Source organism: Chryseobacterium sp. PvR013 (assembly GCF_017833095.1).
GTDB lineage: Bacteria > Bacteroidota > Bacteroidia > Flavobacteriales > Weeksellaceae > Chryseobacterium > Chryseobacterium culicis_A.
In genome coordinates this window covers 3,191,865-3,210,947 of the sequence record NZ_JAFIBT010000001.1, presented here as the reverse complement: position 1 = coordinate 3,210,947, position 19,083 = coordinate 3,191,865, and the positions used below count along the sequence as shown (strand labels likewise).

The following is a 19,083-nucleotide window of genomic DNA, read 5'->3' as shown; positions in this document are numbered from 1 at the left end:
CATGAATAAAACTTTCAAAACATATGCTGCAATTTTCATCATTGTGATGGTTATTCTGGCATTGCTTGAAGTTAACAAAAAAGAAACGACAGACTGGCGCAAGAATTTTGATATCAATGAAAAATCTCCGTTCGGGCTGTTTGTTTTTAATAATGAAGCGAAAGCTCTTTTTAAAAATAACCTGAAGAAAATTGAGCAGGTTCCTTACGAATACTACAGCCAGCATAAAAAACAAGCCCACAATATTGTTGTTATTGAAAACAACCTTGATGGAGAATCATGGAAAAAGATACTGACTCAGGTGTCTGAAGGCTCAGATGCTTTTTTGATGGTAACCCGTATGCCTAAAGAAATTTCAGACAGCATCGGATATTACGATTCCGAGATCTCTTTTGAAGAAGAAAATGTATTGAAACTGACTGATAAAAAATTTCAGAATGATTTTATTAATCTGGATAAATTTCCATCGGGTAGAGGATTTTCATTTATAAAACCTAAAGTGGAAGTTTTAGGAAAAACGGTGGAGAAAAAAAATACAGATCAGGCCAACTTTATTAAAGTAAAGTTTGGAAAAGGAACTATTTATGCTCACTCTGAACCTCTTTTTCTGACCAATTATTATCTTCTGAAACCTGGGAATACGAAATATGCACAGGATGTATTTTCCTATCTTCAGGATAGAGAAACTCTTTGGTTTGTATCCAACAAAAGTTCAACATCACGTTTCTTTATGAGATTTGTATTGTCAAATCCGGCTTTAAAATATGCCTGGTGGGTGTTTTTAGGAGGACTTGTCTTGTTTATTTTCTTTAATGCAAAAAGAAAACAGAGAATAGTACCTGTCACAGAGCCATTAAGAAATACTTCCCTGGATTTTGTGAAAAGTATTGGAAATCTGTATCTTCAGGAAGGCGATTTTCATGATATGATGGCAAAGAAAGCTCAATATTTTCTGAACAAAGTGAGAATGGATTTGTTGATAGACACCCAGAATTTAGATGAGGAGTTTGCCAAAAAACTGCATCTGAAAACCGGAAAAACCATGGAGATGATCAATGAAGCTATACTGCTTATCAAAAAAGCGCAGGATCCTTACGCCAGTGTAATTAAAGAAGACCTTACAAGGATTAATAAACTCCTTGATGAAATATTTAAATAATATAATAATTAGATAATAATATAACGATGCAGCGAATGATAATGACAATCATGAGTATTCCCAGTAAGGGATGTAATTATTGCATTGATAATCGTTAGATCGGTAAATAAATTTTATTATGGAAAACTTTGATAACCCCAATATAGAAAACCAAAGCTCTATCAATCTTAATAAACAGGAAGAGCAGTTTCAGTCGAGAATTGATATGATTGAACTTCGTGCAAGCCTGGAGAAAGTAAAATCTGAGATCGGGAAAGTAATTGTAGGACAGGAGAAGATGATTGAGCATCTTTTAGCGGCATTGCTTTCAAACGGGCACGTCCTTATTGAAGGTGTTCCGGGAGTCGCCAAAACGATCACTGCAAAATTACTGGCCAAAACAATTGATGTAGGCTTCAGCAGAATTCAGTTTACACCGGATCTGATGCCTTCCGATATTCTGGGAACATCCGTATTTAATGTGAAAAACTCAGAGTTTGAATTTAAGAAAGGACCTATTTTTTCCAACTTCATCCTGATTGATGAGATCAACAGATCGCCTGCAAAAACACAATCAGCATTATTTGAAGTAATGGAAGAAAGGCAGATCACCATGGATGGTAACCGCTATACCCTGGAAGAACCTTTCCTGGTTATAGCGACTCAAAACCCTATTGAGCATGAAGGAACATACAGACTTCCGGAAGCTCAGTTAGACCGTTTTTTATTCAAAATCAATGTAGGATATCCTAATCTTGAGCAGGAAATTGCCATCATTAAAAATCAGCACGAAAGTAAAAAAGAAGATAAAACAGAAGGAATCAACCGTGTTATCACCGCTGAACAATTGAAAAACTACCAGAATCTGGTAAAAGAAATCATTGTGGAAAATCAGCTGATGGAATATATTGCTAAAATAATTATCAATACCAGAGAAAATCAATTCTTATATCTGGGTGCTTCTCCGAGAGCTTCACTGGCACTTCTTACGGCATCGAAAGCCTTTGCTGCTATAAAAGGAAGAGACTTTGTAACGCCTGAAGATATTAAAGAAGCAAGCTACGCTGTTTTAAGACACAGAGTCATTGTATCTCCGGAAAGAGAAATGGAAGGGCTTACTGCCGATGAAATTATCCGCCAGATTTTGGAAGGAATAGAGATTCCTAGGTAGGGAGTAGTTAATAGGTGGCAGGTAGCAGGTGGTGAATGTTTAAATAGTTACAAAATTATTATATATGGCAAACTTTAAAGAACTTTTAGTCTGGCAGAAGTCTATTGATTTTGTGACGGAAGTTTATAGAACTACTGAAATTTTTCCTAAAGCCGAAATCTATGGATTAGTATCACAGATCAGACGAGCCGCCATTTCTATACCATCTAATATTGCCGAAGGAAACTCTAGACGAAGTAAACCAGATTATCTGCAATTTTTAAAAATATCAAGAGGCAGTTGTGCAGAAGTAGAAACACAATTAGTTATTTCAAAAAATCTCAATTTTTTAAGCGAAGATGAGTATTTAAAATTAAATGAAAAGATTATAGAAATATCTAAAATGTTGAATGGGTTAATTAATTCCCTGCAATAATAATGAATGTGAAAAAGTTAAAAAACGACCCCCTAAAACCTTTCATCTGCAACCAGCAACCTAACCAATGAAAAACTTATACATCAATACACGTTTCTTTTTTACACTCATCGGAGTGGGGATTCTGTATGTTCTGGCATTTTTCTTTCCGGTGCTGATGTGGGCAGCCCATATCGTACTGTTGATCTGTTTTCTGGCAGCAATGGTAGATTTTCTGTTGCTTTTTAATCAAAAGAATGCATTGCAGGCTCAAAGGATTCTGCCGGAAAAGCTGTCCAACGGAGATGAGAATTTTGTGAAAATTGATATTAAAAATAATTACAGCTTTAGCATAAGCACCAAGATTATTGATGAAATTCCGTTCCAGTTTCAGAAAAGAGATTTTTTGATTGAAAAACAAATTGCTTCCGGAGCAAATACATTCTTTCAATACTCACTGGAGCCCAAGGAAAGGGGAGAATATAATTTTGGAGGCCTAAATATCTATGCATCTTCCCCATTAGGACTGATCTCAAAAAGATTCATTTTCCAGAAAGATGCGATGCTGCCTGCTTATCCGTCTTTTATTCATCTCAGAAAATATGAACTCATGGCGATTCAAAGTGAGTTTTTATTGGGCGGAATCAAAAAAGTCAGAAAGCTGGGACACACTATGGAATTTGAGCAGATCAAGGAATATGTACCCGGAGATGATATCAGAACAATCAACTGGAAAGCAACCTCTAAAACAAATCGTTTAATGGTCAACCAGTTTCAGGATGAAAAATCGCAGCGTATTTTTATGTTGATTGATAAAGGAAGAACCATGAAAATGCCTTTCAACGGATTAAGCTTACTGGATTATTCTATCAATGCCACGATGGCTTTATCTCATATTATTTTAAGAAAAGGTGACAGAGCCGGTATGATGACTTTTTCTAAAAAAGCTGAAAATAAAATTGCTGCTGATAATAAATCCGGACAACTGAAAAAAATCTCCGAAGCTCTTTATAATATTAAAACAGATTTCTTTGAAAGTGATTTCAACCGTTTGTATCAGGATGTAAAATATTCTATCAATCAAAGAAGCTTAATTCTGCTTTTTACCAATTTTGAAACGTTGGACGGACTGAACCGACAATTGAAATATCTCCGGGGAATTGCTAAAAACCATTTGCTGGTAGTTGTATTTTTCAAAAACTCAGAACTGCAGACACTGATCAACAAAAATCCTGAAAATATGCAGGAAATTTATGATGAGATCATTGCTGAAAAGTTCGAATTTGAAAAGAAACTGATCATTCAGGAACTCCGCAAATACGGAATCTATACCGTTTATACCCTTCCGGAAAATTTGAATATTGATGTTATCAATAAATATCTGGAGATAAAAGCGAGAGGAATTTTATAACTTTGTAGAAGCAATAAGCAATAAGCAATAAGCAATAAGCAATGAAAATTACACTTAACAGAATAAACGACGATTTTTTATTTGAATGTACCAATGCACAAGGGAATTCCATTCTTTTGGATAATACTTCCCAGCCAGGAGCAAAAGGAGTTTCTCCAATGGAAAGTGTACTGATGGCAGTAGCAGGCTGCAGCGGAATTGATGTGGTTTCTATTTTAAAGAAACAGCGTCAGGATATCAAAAGTTTTCAGGCAGAGGTAGAAGGAGAAAGAATACAGGTAGAAGATGCAAAACCTTTTAAGTCAATTACCGTTAAATTCCTTTTAGAAGGAGAAATTGATCCTAAAAAAGCATTAAAGGCTGCAGAACTTTCTTTTGAGAAATACTGTTCTGTATCCAAAACGTTAGAACCTAATGTCGAAATCGGTTACGAAGTCTATGTGAACGGAGAAAAAATATAATCTCTTATTTAAAAATAGAAAAAGCCGGATGAATCATCCGGCTTTTTTATTACTCATTACCTGTTACTGATTACTCATCTAGAAGGTAAGTCTTGGTTTTATCAATTTCGCCACAGTAGCAGTCCATCCTGTTTGGTGAGAAGCTCCTACACCGCGGCCGTTGTCTCCATGAAAATATTCAAAGAAGGTGATATAATCTCTGAAATGCTCATCATAATTGAACTTTGGATTACCTCCATTGAAAGCCCTTTGCCCATGTTCATCCTTTAAAAATATGGAGCAGAGCCTTTTGCTGATGTTTTGTGCCACTTCATCAAGATTTCTTTTATCACCACTTCCGGTTGGAAATTCTACTTTTAAACTATTTCCATAATAAAAATGGAAGCGTTGCAGACTTTCTACAATCAGGAAGTTGATAGGAAACCAGATGGGACCTCGCCAGTTGCTGTTTCCGCCAAACATCCGGCTGTCACTCTCTGCAGGAGTATAATACACCATATTTTCTGATCCGTGTACAGAGAATACAAAAGGATTTTCTTCATATACTTTAGACATTGCCCGAATTCCGTAAGAACTTAGAAACTCATTTTCATCCAGCATTCTGGTCAATACCTTTGTCAGTCTGTTTTTTCGAAGAATACTCATCAGGTGTTTTCTTCCATGTCCTTCCTCATCCCAGTGAGAGACCAGTTTGGTGAGTTCCGGTTTATTTTTTAGAATCCATTCCATTCTGGTTTTGAAATTCGGCATCTTTTCCAGTAAATGATGATCTACAATTTCAACCGCAAACATAGGAATCAAACCTACAATACTTCTTAATCTTAAAGAAACGCTTTCTCCATTTCCCAGCTGCAGAACATCATAGAAAAATCCGTCTTCTTCATTCCACAGGCCTTTCGTGCTTTCACCCAGATTTTCCATGGCCTCGGCGATATAAAGATAATGCTCAAAAAATTTAATAGCCATATCTTCATATACCTGATAATACTGGGCCAGTTCCATGGCAATACGCATCATATTCAATGCATACATCGCCATCCAGCTTGTGCCATCAGCCTGTTCAAGATGCTGGCCATCCTTTAATTCCATATTCCGGTCAAAGGCTCCGATATTATCAAGACCAAGGAATCCTCCACCAAAGATGTTTTTTCCGTTCTTATCCTTTCGGTTTACCCACCAGGTGAAATTAAGAAGCAGTTTCTGGAATACTTTTTCTAAGAATAGTAAATCCGGTTTTCCATTATTTTTTTCATCAATTTTAAAAACACGGAAGCACGACCACGCATGTACAGGCGGGTTCACGTCACTCATATTCCATTCATAAGCAGGAAGCTGTCCGTTAGGATGCATATACCATTCTTTGGTAAGGAGCAAAAGCTGTCCTTTGGCAAATTCTGCATCTATAATGGAGAAAGGCACACAATGAAATGCCAGATCCCATGTAGCATACCACGGATACTCCCATTTATCAGGCATGGAAATAATATCTTTATTATGAAGATGATTCCATTCTGTATTTCTTACATATTCATTGAAGTTTCTTGGAGCTTCCAAATTAGGATCTCCTTTCAGCCATTTTCCGATATTGTAATGATAGAACTGCTTATTCCAGAGAAGCCCTGCAAAAGCCTGTCGCTGAACATTTCTTTCATCTTCGTTAACGGTATCATTCTGAATTCCTTTATAAAACTCTTCGGCTTCCGCTTTACGGGTTTCAAAAATAGAGTCAAAGTTTTCAAAAGGCTTATCTGCCTCATCAGGACATAGCCTGAACTCAAAAACTTTTGATTCCCCGGCATCAATAATCTCATCAATAAGAAAAGCAGCTTTACTCCCTCTTTTTTCAGGATTTACAGTGTTTCCCTGATGAATAATAAAATCATTAATTCCATCCTTAAAATAGGTGTTTTCAGATGGGGGAGCTCCGTAAAGCTTTGGAGTATTGGTTTCATTGTCACAAAATACACTTTGTGCATTTGAATTTCGGGAATACAGTTTTTTGATTGAAATACTGTCGTGTCCAATATTGATACTTCCGTCGTGAGAAGTATTGAGCTCTCCTTTATAAGTATTGTATCCCCATTTCCAGTTGTTTCTAAACCATGCAGTAGGAGCCACAAGAATAGGGGCAGCATGCTGACTTCGGTTGCAGACTGTTACTCTGACCAGAATATCATTGTGATCCGCTTTACAATATTCGATGAAAATATCAAAATATTCATCATTATCGAAAATTCCGGTATCGAAAATCTCATACTCCGGTTCTTTCTTGCTACGTTTTCCGTTTTCTGCAACAAGCTCATCATAAGGAAACGCATTGATAGGATATTTATATACCATCTTCATATAGCTATGAGTAGGCGTATTGTCCAGATAATAAAAGATTTCTTTGATGTCTTCTCCATGATTCCCCTGAGGGTTACTCAATCCGAAGAATCGTTCTTTTACCATTTTATCTTTCTTATTCCAAAACGAAAAAGCAAAACAGAACAGCTGCTTTACATCAGAAATTCCGGCGATGCCTTCCTCTCCCCAGCGGTAAGTGTAGCTTTCAGCATTATTATGATTGGTAAAATTCCAGGCGTTTCCGTTTGGGCTATAATCTTCGCGTACATTTCCCCACTGCCGGTTGCTTACATAAGGTCCCCAGTTTTTCCATTTGGTATCTTGTAATCTTTCTTTTTCAGCGGTCATATCTCATCATTTTTCCATACGAAGTTAGTTTTTTTGAGAAGTAATTCCAATTTTTTTCATCTGAATAATTATTAATATAGTCTTGAAATACTTGTGTTTAAGGGCTTTTAAAAATATTAAAATAATTTTTTTTTGAAATTAAAAGAAAAGAACTACCTTTGCACCATTCGTTCATTCAAATATTGAAAATGTTATCAAGAAAGGTTGAGGGATTAGACCCTATGAAACCTTAGCAACCCTTTGTGCAAGCAAAGAAGGTGCTACGTTCTACCAAAATTATTTTGGACAGATAACTTACTGAAGTTCTTTTCAGCCATTTCCTGTGGCATTTTCAATTGTATTAAAATTTAATAGAATTGAAAATAGAACTAAACTATATTAATCTTTCGTATCAAACTTATTCTCAAAAGGAATACAATATCTCATTAAGCTATCAGCTTTTTGGGAAAGATCTGTTTACAGCCCCGATCATTTTAATCAACCATGCTCTTACCGGAAATTCAAATGTATCCGGAGAAAAAGGCTGGTGGAAACAATTGGTAGGAGAAAATCAGATTGTTGATACTGATCAATACACTGTTTTGTGTTTCAATATACCCGGAAACGGATATGACAATTTTTTAATTGAAGATTATGAAGACTTCACGCCTTCAGATATCGCTGCGATATTTCTGAAAGGTCTTGAAGCTTTACATATCAAAAATATATATGCCATTATTGGAGGTTCTCTGGGAGGAGGGATTGCCTGGGAAATGCTTGCCAAGCAGCCGGATCTCGCAGAAATATTTATTCCCATAGCCTGTGATTACAGAACACACGATTGGCTGCATGCCCAATGTCTGGTTCAGAAATTCTTATTGAATGATAAAGAAGAACCATTACAGAAAGCAAGAATTCATGCCATGTTGTGTTACAGAACTCCACAATCACTCAATGACAGATTTCAAAACCAATATAATAAGGAAAATCAACGCCTGGAATCAGAAGACTGGTTGGTTTATCATGGTAATGCATTAAACGAAAGGTTTAGTTTACAAGCGTACAAGCTGATGAATCATCTCCTGATGAATATCAATGCTGATGAAACAGCACTGGAGAGGATACAGGCACGAATGCACATGATCTCCGTAGATACAGACTTATTCTTCCCGGCTTCTGAAATCCGAATGTGTTTTGAAAACTTAAAAGAGAAAAATAAGGATGTTTCTTATCACGAGATCCAATCTATACACGGGCATGATGCCTTCCTAATGGAATATCAACAATTAAATAATATCATAAAAAACATTTTACAGAAGTAATGAAAAATGCTAACGAAATAAAATTTTTGAAGAACAGATCAATCGTCAAATTTGAAGGAGAAGATTTCCTTGGAGAAATTGGGATTGACGGACGTATTTTTAAGGCGCTTACTTTAGCGCGTATCAGTGTAGGAGTAATTTCTCAACAAGCTATAGAAAACGGAATTTCTATTTTGGTTCACGAAAATGATGCAGAAAAAGCAGTTGCTTGCCTTATTGATGAATTCGAAACAGAAAGAAAATCTGGAAAAGTTTCTCAGATCTATAGTATCAATAATGTTTCTGTGATTGGTTTTGTGGCAGAAGATTTCAATAAAGTCTTTGCTGAACTGGCCAGAAACAATGTTTTCCCATTATTGCTGAATCAGGTAGCTGGAGAAAACAGAGTCAACATCGTAGTGACTTCTTCACAGGATGAGAAAACAAGAAATATCATAGAATCTGAAATTTTCAAAAAACCAAAAACAGTTCATCTGGCAATTATTGGTCACGGAAACGTAGGAAAGACTTTGATAGAACAGGTTTTGGGATCTGCAGAAGAAATTAAGAAACGTAAAAAAATAGATCTTAAAGTAGTTGCTGTAGCCAACTCAAAGAAAATAGCCTTCAATAAAAAAGGATTTGATGCCAATTGGGGGGATGAGGTTTTAGCCGCGCAACATTCTTCTAACGTTGAAGAATTAATTAATTTCTCCAATGAAAATCAACTGGAGAACCTGATCGTTGTGGATAACACTGCAAGTAAGGATTTTGTGAAAAACTATCACGCTTTGGCAGAAAACGGATTCGATTTGGTTTCTTCCAATAAAATTTTCAATACCCTTCCTATTGAGGAATACAGAAAACTAAGATATACGTTGAGTAAAAATAACAGACGTTATCTGTATGAAACTAATGTAGGAGCCGGTCTTCCGTTAATTGACACCATCAAGTTATTACACCTTTCAGGAGAAAATATCACAAGAATCAAGGGCGTATTCTCTGGAACATTGAGCTATGTTTTCAATAATTTTTCTTTGAGAGACGATAAATTTTCAACCATCATCAGCGAAGCTTTGGAAAAAGGGTATACAGAACCGGATCCAAGAGAAGATTTATCAGGAAATGATGTAGCAAGAAAATTATTAATTCTGGCAAGAGAACTGGACTTAATCAATGAATTTGGAGATATCAATATCCAAAATCTGGTTCCTGAAAGCCTGCTTGAAGTTTCAAAATCAGAATTCCTTTCAAGATTGAATGAATTGGATGAAGAATACCAGAAAATTAAAGAAAATCAGGAGCCTGGTCATGTGCTGAGATATGTAGGTGATTTACATGGTGATCTGCAGAAAGACAAAGGAGAACTGGATGTGAAACTGATTTCTGTTCCTGCCACTTCAGCATTAGGACAGCTGAAAGGTTCAGATTCCATCTTTGAAATTTATACAGAAAGTTACGGAGAAAATCCGATTGTGATCATGGGAGCCGGAGCCGGAGCCCAGGTAACAGCAAGAGGGGTATTCGGAGATATTTTAAGAGTAAGTGAAACTAAATAATATTTAATATAACAATCTGATAATGTATCAGTTTACCAATAATTGGTGTCGTTATTCTGAGCAAAGCGAAGAATTTCATTGGTACATTGTTAGACTGCTATATTGATAAATCAATTAAAACTATATGGAAAATTTTGAAACATCAGCAATAAGAACGCAGACTGAAAGATCTCAGTTTGATGAGCATTCTACGCCATTATATCTTACTTCCAGTTTTATATTCCAGGATGCAGAGGATATGAGAGCAAGCTTTGCCGAAGAAAAACCTAAAAACCTATACAGCCGTTTTTCCAATCCGAATGTAACGGAGTTTACAGATAAAATAGCTAAAATGGAAGGGGCAGAAGCAGGATATGCCTTTGCAACGGGAATGGCAGCCATCTATTCTACATTTGCTGCCCTACTGAATGCCGGAGATCATATCATAAGCTGCCAGTCAGTTTTTGGATCTACACACACATTGTTTACCAAATATTTCCCGAAATGGAATATTGAAAGTTCTTATTTCAAAGCAGGAGATGCTGAGAATGTTGAACAATATATTAAACCCAATACAAAGATCTTATACCTTGAAACTCCTACCAATCCGGCGATTGAAATTTTGGATCTGGAGTTCTTCGGGCAGATTGCAAAAAAATACAATCTTATCTTTATTGTAGATAACTGTTTTGCAACGCCTTACCTTCAGCAACCGATTAAATATGGTGCAGATATTGTTGTACACTCCGCAACAAAACTGATTGACGGACAGGGAAGAGTGTTAGGAGGAATAGCAGTAGGAAAAGAAGACCTGATCAGAGAAATTTATCTTTTCGCAAGAAATACAGGGCCTGCATTGTCTCCTTTTAATGCATGGGTATTATCAAAAAGTCTGGAAACATTGTCTATTCGTGTAGAAAAGCACTGTGAGAATGCATTGAAGGTAGCAGAGTTTTTAGAAAGCCATCCTAACGTAGAATTAGTAAAATATCCATTCCTGAAATCTCACCCGAATTATGAAGTAGCCAAAAAGCAGATGAAACTTGGAGGAAATATCGTAGCATTTGAAATCAAAGGCGGAATAGAGGGCGGAAGAAACTTTTTAGATAAGATACAAATGTGTTCGCTGTCGGCTAACTTAGGTGATACAAGAACGATCGTTACCCATCCGGCATCTACAACCCACTCCAAACTTTCAGACGAAGAAAGAAATGAAGTAGGGATTACGGCAGGATTGGTTCGTTGCTCAGTAGGACTGGAAAATGTAGAGGATATCATAGCAGACTTGAAACAGGCTTTAGATTAATTAATCGTTCACAGTTTATAGAGCCAAATGGATAGAAACTACACAGAATTAGTAATTTGGAGAGAAGGAAGACAGTTGGTTACTCTAACTTATATTCTTACTGCAAATTTTCCTAAAGAAGAATTATTGGCTTTAACGAGTCACATAAGAAGAATGGCAACTTCAGTTTCGTTCAATATAACGGAAGGAAGTAGAACACAGGCTCCTGAAGATACTTTACAGTTCCTGCATATGGCCGGGAAATCTCTTTATAAACTGGAAACTCAATTCCATTTGGCTTTAGACCAACACTATATTTCTAAAGAAGATTTTGAAATAATCAATAAAAAAATCCTCTTATGTAAAAAACTGGTGAGCGGATTTATAAACTATAAATTGATAGAAAATGAAAAATTCAGAACAATTATATAAAGCTCTATCCGAAAGAATTTTAATTCTTGATGGTGCGATGGGAACTATGCTTCAGAGATACAAGTTTGAAGAAGAAGACTATCGTGGAGAGCGTTTCAAAGATTGGGAACATCCGGTGAAAGGAAATAATGACTTGCTTTCTCTGACACAGCCTCAGGCTATTGAAGAAGTTCATAAGAAATACCTGGAAGCAGGAGCTGATATCATTGAAACCAATACTTTCTCAGGAACTACCATTGCGATGGCAGATTATCACATGGAAGAATTGGTATATGACCTGAACTATGAGTCGGCAAAAATTGCCAGAAAAGCCTGTGACGAGTACACGGCAAAAAATCCGGACAAACCGAGATTTGTAGCGGGATCTATCGGGCCAACAAACAGAACGGCAAGTTTAAGTCCGGACGTTAATGATCCAGGATACAGAGCCATCACTTTCGAAGAATTGAGAGTGGCTTACAAACAGCAATGTGAAGCTTTGCTGGATGGTGGTTCAGATATTCTGTTGGTAGAAACCATCTTTGATACCCTGAATGCAAAAGCAGCCTTGTTTGCTATTGACGAACTACAGGATGAAAGAGGAATCAAAATTCCAATCATGGTGTCAGGAACGATTACCGATGCTTCAGGAAGAACTTTGAGTGGTCAGACCGCAGAAGCTTTTCTGATTTCAGTTTCCCATCTGAATTTATTAAGTGTAGGCTTTAACTGTGCATTGGGGGCAGATCAGCTGACTCCTTACCTTGAAACACTGGCCCATAATTCAGAATTCTACGTTTCAGCCTATCCGAATGCCGGTTTACCCAATGCTTTCGGAAAATATGATGAGACCCCGGAAGATATGGCAAGACAGATCAAAGAATATGTAGAAAAAGGATTAATCAATATTATCGGAGGATGCTGTGGGACTACACCTGAGCATATTAAGGCAATTGCGGATCTGGTAGAACAATATCCACCAAGGAAATTGAAGGAATTTGTGTGATTTGATAGATTTTTTTAATTAAAATCAAGAATGAAGGCTAAATTATAAATAGTAACTTTATGTAAACCACAAAGTTAAATATAATGGAAAAGCCAATTTATTTAAAAGATTCGGAAGATATCAGATTATTTAATGAGCTGAGAAAGAAAGTAAACCAGAGAGTGGAAGCCATTTCTGAGAACAGAGATATCTACATTCAGATCAAAGCGGTTGTGCTGCCATTGGTCTATATCGGGTTGTATTTCCTGGCTCTTTTGAATGCCGAAAAGCACTGGATCTATATTCTGAGTTTTGTTTTAATGGGAATTTTTTTGGTTTTAATTTATTTAAACTTAATTCATGAAGCCGCTCATAACAATATCTATAAAAGTAAAAGACTGAACGGGCTGGTTCTTCACATTTTTGATTTTATAGGAGCTAATTCCTACATCTGGAAAAAAAGACATATCGCAAGTCACCATGCTTATCCTAATGTGGATGGATGGGATACAGATATTGAACAGAGCGGATTGCTTTTAATTGTACCATGGATCAAAGCAAAAGGAGTACAGAAATATCAGGATAAGTTTTTCTTTTTAGTCTATCCGTTGTATCTATTCAATTGGATGTTTATAAGAGACTTCAGGGACTTCTTTGATAAGGAAAGGGTGATTTTAAAGACCCAGGGAAGAATACCTGTCATTGAGAAAGTAAAAATGATCAGTTATAAACTGTTCTATTTCTTTTATCAGATTGTGGTTCCTGTGATGTTCTTTAAAGTATCAATAGGATTGGCTTTAGGAGCATGGTTTTTACAGGTGATTTCAGCAAGTATTTTTGCATTGCTTGTTTTACTGCCTTTGCATCCGCTTCCTGATAATGCTTTTCCAAAATTAAATAAAGAAAATGGTCTCCCGTTTAGCTGGCTTCGTCACCAGTTTGAAGTGACCAATGATTTAAAAGAAAATAACTGGTGGGTAAGAAATGTGTTGGGAAATTTCAATTTTCATGTAGCCCATCATCTGTTCCCGAATTACAGTTATATGTATTATAACGAAATCACAGAGGAGATTGAGGAATTTGCTAAAGAACATGATTTAGCTTACAAAAGGTTTCCGCTGATTACAGCTTTAAGCAAGCATAGGGATTTATTGAGGCAGAATGCCCATAATGCCTACTATATTTTAGAAGAATAAAATGAAATATTTAAGATTATCAGGCCTCGAGCCTCTTATCATAACCCCGGAAAGTAATTTCATCAATGTTGGTGAAAGGACTAACGTTGCCGGATCCAAAAAGTTTTTAAGACTCATTAAAGAGGAGAAATTCTCTGAAGCATTAGATATTGCCCGCCATCAGGTAGAAGGAGGTGCCCAGATTCTGGATGTCAACTTCGATGATGGATTGATTGATGGAAAAGCATCCATGATCAAATTCCTGAACTTAATTGCTTCAGAACCGGATATCGCAAGAATTCCAATCATGGTAGACTCTTCCAAATGGGAAATCCTGGAGGCAGGTCTTCAGGTTGCTCAGGGAAAATGTGTAGTGAATTCTATCAGTTTAAAAGAAGGAGAGACAGAATTTATCAAACATGCCAAAGCCATTAAAAGATACGGTGCAGCAGTTATTGTAATGGCATTTGATGAGGTAGGGCAGGCTGACAGTTTTGAACGAAGAATTGAAATCTCAAAACGTTCTTATGATATTCTGGTGAACCAGATTGGCTTTCCTGCAGAAGATATCATTTTCGACTTAAATATCTTTCCGGTGGCAACAGGAATGGATGAACACAGAAGAAACGCCATCGATTTTATTGAAGCTACGCGCTGGGTAAGACAAAATCTTCCCTATGCATCCGTAAGTGGAGGAGTGAGTAATGTTTCTTTCTCCTTCCGTGGAAATGATACGGTGAGAGAAGCCATGCATTCTGTATTCCTTTACCATGCCATCCAGGCAGGAATGAATATTGGTATTGTAAACCCGGCGATGCTGGAGGTGTATGATGAAATCAATAAAGAACTTCTGGAACTTGTAGAAGATGTAATTCTGGATAAAAGAGAAGATGCTACAGAAAGACTTCTCGATTATTCAGAAAAACACAAATCTGTAAAAAAAGAAAAGACCGAAGACTTGGAATGGAGAAATAATCCATTACAGGAAAGAATTACTTATGCCCTGGTAAAAGGTATTGACCGTTTTATTGAAGAAGATGTAGAAGAAGCAAGACAATTGGCCGCAAGACCGCTTCATGTCATAGAAATCAATCTGATGACCGGAATGGGAGTGGTGGGAGATTTATTCGGAAGCGGAAAAATGTTCTTACCACAGGTTGTAAAGTCTGCAAGGGTAATGAAAAAAGCCGTGGCTTATTTACAGCCTTTCATTGAAGCTGAAAAAGACGGAGCAAAACCTGCCAACGGAAAAATATTAATGGCAACTGTAAAAGGTGACGTTCATGATATCGGTAAAAATATTGTGAGTGTCGTTTTAGGTTGTAACAATTATGAAATCGTTGACCTTGGAGTAATGGTTCCCGCTGAAAAGATTATCCAGACTGCTATTGAAGAAAAAGTAGACGTTATCGGACTGAGCGGACTGATTACCCCAAGTTTGGATGAAATGGTATACATCGCTTCAGAATTAGAAAGACAAAATTTAGATTTTCCGTTATTGATAGGTGGTGCTACAACGTCCAAGGCACATACTGCAGTGAAAATCGATTTAAAATATAAAAATGCTGTCGTTCACGTGAATGATGCATCAAGAGCCGTAAACGTCGTAAGCTCATTGCTGGGCGACAGGAATAAAGAATATGTTTCGGATTTAAAGAATGACTATTCCGATTTCAGGGAAAAGTTCCTGAACAGACAGGTAGATAAAGATTATGTCTCCATTGAAGAAGCAAGAGAGAATCATTTTAAAATTGATTGGGAAAACGAAGAAATTTTCACTCCGAATACGATAGGAATAAAAGTGATCGAAAATCAGGACCTGAGAGAAATTCTTCCTTTTATCGACTGGTCACCGTTTTTCAGAAGCTGGGATCTTCACGGAAAATACCCGAATATCCTGGAAGATGAGGTCGTAGGCGTTCAGGCGAAAGAATTATTCAAAGATGCCCAGGTGATTCTAAAGAGAATTCTTGATGAAAAGCTTTTAACAGCAAAAGCCATTTTCGGAATTTTTAAAGCCAACTCCAACGAATCTGATGATATCTTAATTTTTGATGAAAATAACAATGAGCAGGCTAAGTTTTTAACCCTAAGACAACAGGCTCAGAGATCAAAAGGAAAAGACTATCTGGCGCTAAGTGATTTCATTGCTCCTCAAAGTTCAGGAAAAACCGATTATGTAGGAGCATTCTGTGTAACCACCGGATTCGGAACTGATGAACTGTCTGCAGAATATGAAAAAGCCAACGATGATTACAATTCCATCATGGTGAAAGCCCTGGCAGACCGTTTTGCAGAAGCCTATGCTGAATTTTTACATAAAAAAGTAAGAACCGAGTACTGGGGATATGCCAATCAGGAAAGTTTAAGCAACGAAGAATTGATTGCCGAAAAATACAAAGGAATCCGTCCGGCACCGGGATATCCGGCTTGCCCTGATCACCTGGAAAAGAAAACCATCTGGGATCTTTTAAAAGTAGAAGAAAATACAGGCGTTTTCCTTACAGAAAGCCTTGCCATGTTCCCAACAGCATCAGTTTCCGGATATTATTTCGGAAGCCCGCACGCCAAATATTTCGGATTAGGAAAAATTACAGAAGACCAGCTTAAAGATTATGCAGCAAGAAGAGGTTGTAGCATCCAGGAAGCGAGAAAATGGTTGTCACCCAATTTAGCAGATTAACATTGACATGAAGATAACAGAACACATTAAAAACGCAAATGGAAAAACTTTATTCTCCTTAGAAGTTGTTCCGCCACAGAAAGGAATCGGGATTGAAGATCTCTATACCAATATAGATCCGCTAATGGAGTTCAAACCGCCTTTCATTGACGTTACCACATCCAGAGAAGAATACATTTATCTGGACAAAGGAAACGGCCTGATGGAACGCCGTATCACAAGAATGCGTCCGGGAACATTAGGAATCTGTGCGGCGATTCAGCATAAATACAATGTAGATACAGTACCCCATCTGCTTTGTGGAGGTTTCACAAAAGAAGAAACAGAATATCTGTTGGTAGACTGTATGTATCTGGGGATAGACAATGTAATGGCTTTAAGGGGAGATGCCATGAAAGGACATCAGTACTTTGAACCTACTCATGGCGGGCATGCAAGTGCTATGGATCTTGTGGGACAAATTAATAATCTGGGAAGAGGAAAATACCTTCATAACGAAGAACAGGTTTGTGATGAATTAAATAAATTCTGTATCGGAGTTGCCGGATATCCTGAAAAACATATGGAAGCTCCTTCCATGAATTATGACTTGAAATGGCTGAAGCAAAAAGTAGATGCTGGAGCAGATTATATTGTTACTCAAATGTTTTTTGACAATAAAAAGTACATTGAATTCGTTCAGAAAGCAAGAGAAATGGGAATTACCGTTCCTATTATTCCGGGGATCAAACCTATTGCCACCAAGAAACATTTGAAAATCCTGCCACAGGTATTCAAAATAGACCTTCCCGAAGAACTGATTAGTGAAGTGGAAAATGCAAAAAATAATGAAGCTGTAAAGCAGATCGGAATAGAATGGTCCATTGCCCAATGCAAAGAACTGCTGGATTTCGGAGTTCCTGTTTTGCATTTCTACTCAATGGGTAAAAGCGATAACATAAAAAAAGTAGCCGGTGAGCTATTCTAATAAAAGTACCAAAATGAAGGAACCCTGCTGTAAAAGGCAGGGTTTTTATTTTAATCAGAATCCGATACAGAAAATAAGATGAACTAAGTAAGCCGCAGGCTATACATCCGCTTAGAAAGAATCAATAAAGTTGATTCAACCTTTGCTCCATCAAAAATATAACAGTTGCAAATAAAGACTCTGCATCAAATAGCTTACAGTATTAAAAAAAAGTAAACTTGAACTTTTAGTTAATAAACACGCTTCAATAACTCCCATCTTCCTTACCCTAAAGAATCTCATGTCTCTCAAATTCCTTATTCCTGTCAAACAAATATCGATAAGTTACCAGTTTTCGGGTAACGGTTGTATCAAGAGCTTCAGCAATCTTAATCATTTTGGGATTAAAATCACCAATCCACTGCAGTTCTGTAATCGTAAAATCTGTATGCTTTCTCAAATGTAGAGTTCCTTCCCAGATCATATACCCGTCAATGCCCTTTTTCTGCCATTCCGGTACAACACCAAAAACAAGCCCCACCATTTTCTCATTCTTTTTAAATCGTTTTAAAAACAAGAACTTGAGTTTTTCGAAAATTCCAAACTTCCCATTCAGATATTTAAACCACTGATTGAGGTCAGGCATATTAATCCACATGGCAATAGGTTTTTCATTCTCATACACAAACCAGGAGATATGCTCATTGATAATAGGTTTCATTGTGTTGAACATTTTCAGAACCTTGGCTTCTTCCAGTTGTTTTCCTTCTCCATGGCAGGCCCATGCTTTGTTATAAACCTCAGTAAAGTCTTTCGCAAACTTAGCCAGGTTATTCTTTTTCATGGGTTGCGCTGAAATAGCAGGATTTCTTCTGTTTTTTTCGTGAGCAATGGTGAAAATCCTCGAAACTTCTGAAAATACAAGCCGGGTAAAACAAAGCTGTTCAAAATAAACCTGAAACCCATAATTTTCAAAGAGCTCTTTATAATAAGGGAGATTGTAATTCATCCCAAATAAAGGCTCAATAAAACCTTCCGTTAAAAGTCCCCAGAATTTATCCCGCTCCCCAAAATTGATAGGTCCGTCCATGGCTTCCATACCTTTTTCCAGAAGCCAGTTTTTACAGTGGTCAAAAATAAAGTTGGCAGTTTCCTGATCATTGATACAGTCGAAAAAACCAATTCCTCCCGTAGGTTGCTTTTGCTCATAACACCCATTGATAAAAACGGCTACTTTACCTACTGTTTGATTGTTCTTTTTAAACAGAAACCTTTTACATGTCCCATTTTTAAAGAACTTATTTTTTTCAGGATCAAAAATCTCCTCAATATGTTGATCTAAAGGGCGGATATAATTTTTGTCGCGTTCATAAAGGCGGACTGGGAATTCCAGAAATTCCCTTTTATGGTGTTTATTTTGTACTTCCTCGACAATAATCATAGGCTTTTTAATCAGAAATGGCTATAAAAGATAATGTTTTTCACCTTATTTGAAATAGAGAAATAGATAT

The 19,083-nt window shown here is 36.9% G+C and carries 15 protein-coding genes and 1 riboswitch; of the genes, 13 read left to right on the top strand and 2 right to left on the bottom strand.

Features of this window, described 5'->3' with window-relative positions; genetic code table 11:
- Position 1: 1 nt before the first annotated feature.
- From JOE44_RS14575 to JOE44_RS14555, 5 genes are all read left to right on the top strand, one after another.
- Positions 2–1,159: a hypothetical protein gene (locus tag JOE44_RS14575; RefSeq protein WP_209786133.1), complete on the top strand. Its 1,158-nt coding sequence runs from the start codon at positions 2–4 to the stop codon at positions 1,157–1,159.
- A gap of 118 nt (positions 1,160–1,277) precedes the next feature.
- Positions 1,278–2,309 carry a MoxR family ATPase gene (locus tag JOE44_RS14570; RefSeq protein ID WP_209786132.1) on the top strand — a complete coding sequence of 344 codons (1,032 nt, stop codon included), beginning with the start codon at positions 1,278–1,280 and terminating at the stop codon, positions 2,307–2,309.
- A gap of 64 nt (positions 2,310–2,373) precedes the next feature.
- Entirely contained in the window at positions 2,374–2,724 is a 351-nt protein-coding gene (locus JOE44_RS14565) for a four helix bundle protein (protein ID WP_209786131.1), read from the top strand.
- Between the two features lie 67 nt (positions 2,725–2,791).
- Entirely contained in the window at positions 2,792–4,114 is a 1,323-nt protein-coding gene (locus JOE44_RS14560; RefSeq protein WP_209786130.1) for a DUF58 domain-containing protein, read from the top strand.
- Positions 4,115–4,155: 41 nt separating this feature from the next.
- Positions 4,156–4,575: an OsmC family protein gene (locus JOE44_RS14555; RefSeq protein WP_209786129.1), complete on the top strand. Its 420-nt coding sequence runs from the start codon at positions 4,156–4,158 to the stop codon at positions 4,573–4,575.
- 78 nt (positions 4,576–4,653) lie between these two features.
- On the opposite strand, the gene JOE44_RS14550 is transcribed toward JOE44_RS14555, so the two are convergent.
- Positions 4,654–7,269: a glucosidase gene (locus tag JOE44_RS14550; RefSeq protein ID WP_209786128.1), complete on the bottom strand. Its 2,616-nt coding sequence runs from the start codon at positions 7,267–7,269 to the stop codon at positions 4,654–4,656.
- A gap of 188 nt (positions 7,270–7,457) precedes the next feature.
- Positions 7,458–7,565, top strand: a riboswitch (SAM riboswitch).
- A 60-nt stretch (positions 7,566–7,625) separates the two neighbouring features.
- Here JOE44_RS14550 and JOE44_RS14545 point away from each other — a divergent pair.
- The 8 genes from JOE44_RS14545 (at position 7,626) to metF (ending at position 17,593) form a co-directional block, all read left to right on the top strand.
- Positions 7,626–8,570: an alpha/beta fold hydrolase gene (locus tag JOE44_RS14545; protein ID WP_209786127.1), complete on the top strand. Its 945-nt coding sequence runs from the start codon at positions 7,626–7,628 to the stop codon at positions 8,568–8,570.
- On the top strand, positions 8,570–10,108 hold the full coding sequence (locus JOE44_RS14540; protein WP_209786126.1) for a homoserine dehydrogenase: 1,539 nt from the start codon (positions 8,570–8,572) through the stop codon (positions 10,106–10,108). The genes JOE44_RS14545 and JOE44_RS14540 overlap by 1 nt, the downstream gene beginning before the upstream one ends.
- A gap of 124 nt (positions 10,109–10,232) precedes the next feature.
- Complete coding sequence (locus JOE44_RS14535; protein ID WP_209786125.1) at positions 10,233–11,393, top strand: O-succinylhomoserine sulfhydrylase; 1,161 nt, start codon at positions 10,233–10,235, stop codon at positions 11,391–11,393.
- A gap of 27 nt (positions 11,394–11,420) precedes the next feature.
- Positions 11,421–11,804 carry a four helix bundle protein gene (locus tag JOE44_RS14530; protein ID WP_209786124.1) on the top strand — a complete coding sequence of 128 codons (384 nt, stop codon included), beginning with the start codon at positions 11,421–11,423 and terminating at the stop codon, positions 11,802–11,804.
- Positions 11,779–12,789 carry a homocysteine S-methyltransferase family protein gene (locus JOE44_RS14525; protein ID WP_105683385.1) on the top strand — a complete coding sequence of 337 codons (1,011 nt, stop codon included), beginning with the start codon at positions 11,779–11,781 and terminating at the stop codon, positions 12,787–12,789. The genes JOE44_RS14530 and JOE44_RS14525 overlap by 26 nt, the downstream gene beginning before the upstream one ends.
- 83 nt (positions 12,790–12,872) lie before the next feature.
- Positions 12,873–13,964 carry a fatty acid desaturase gene (locus tag JOE44_RS14520; protein WP_209786123.1) on the top strand — a complete coding sequence of 364 codons (1,092 nt, stop codon included), beginning with the start codon at positions 12,873–12,875 and terminating at the stop codon, positions 13,962–13,964.
- A 1-nt stretch (position 13,965) separates the two neighbouring features.
- Positions 13,966–16,626: a methionine synthase gene (metH, locus tag JOE44_RS14515; RefSeq protein WP_209786122.1), complete on the top strand. Its 2,661-nt coding sequence runs from the start codon at positions 13,966–13,968 to the stop codon at positions 16,624–16,626.
- Between the two features lie 7 nt (positions 16,627–16,633).
- Complete coding sequence (gene metF, locus JOE44_RS14510) at positions 16,634–17,593, top strand: methylenetetrahydrofolate reductase [NAD(P)H] (protein WP_209786121.1); 960 nt, start codon at positions 16,634–16,636, stop codon at positions 17,591–17,593.
- A 268-nt stretch (positions 17,594–17,861) separates the two neighbouring features.
- Here the strand turns inward: metF and JOE44_RS14505 are convergent, their stop codons facing one another.
- Complete coding sequence (locus JOE44_RS14505) at positions 17,862–19,013, bottom strand: hypothetical protein (protein ID WP_209786120.1); 1,152 nt, start codon at positions 19,011–19,013, stop codon at positions 17,862–17,864.
- Between the last annotated feature and the right edge of the window lie 70 nt (positions 19,014–19,083).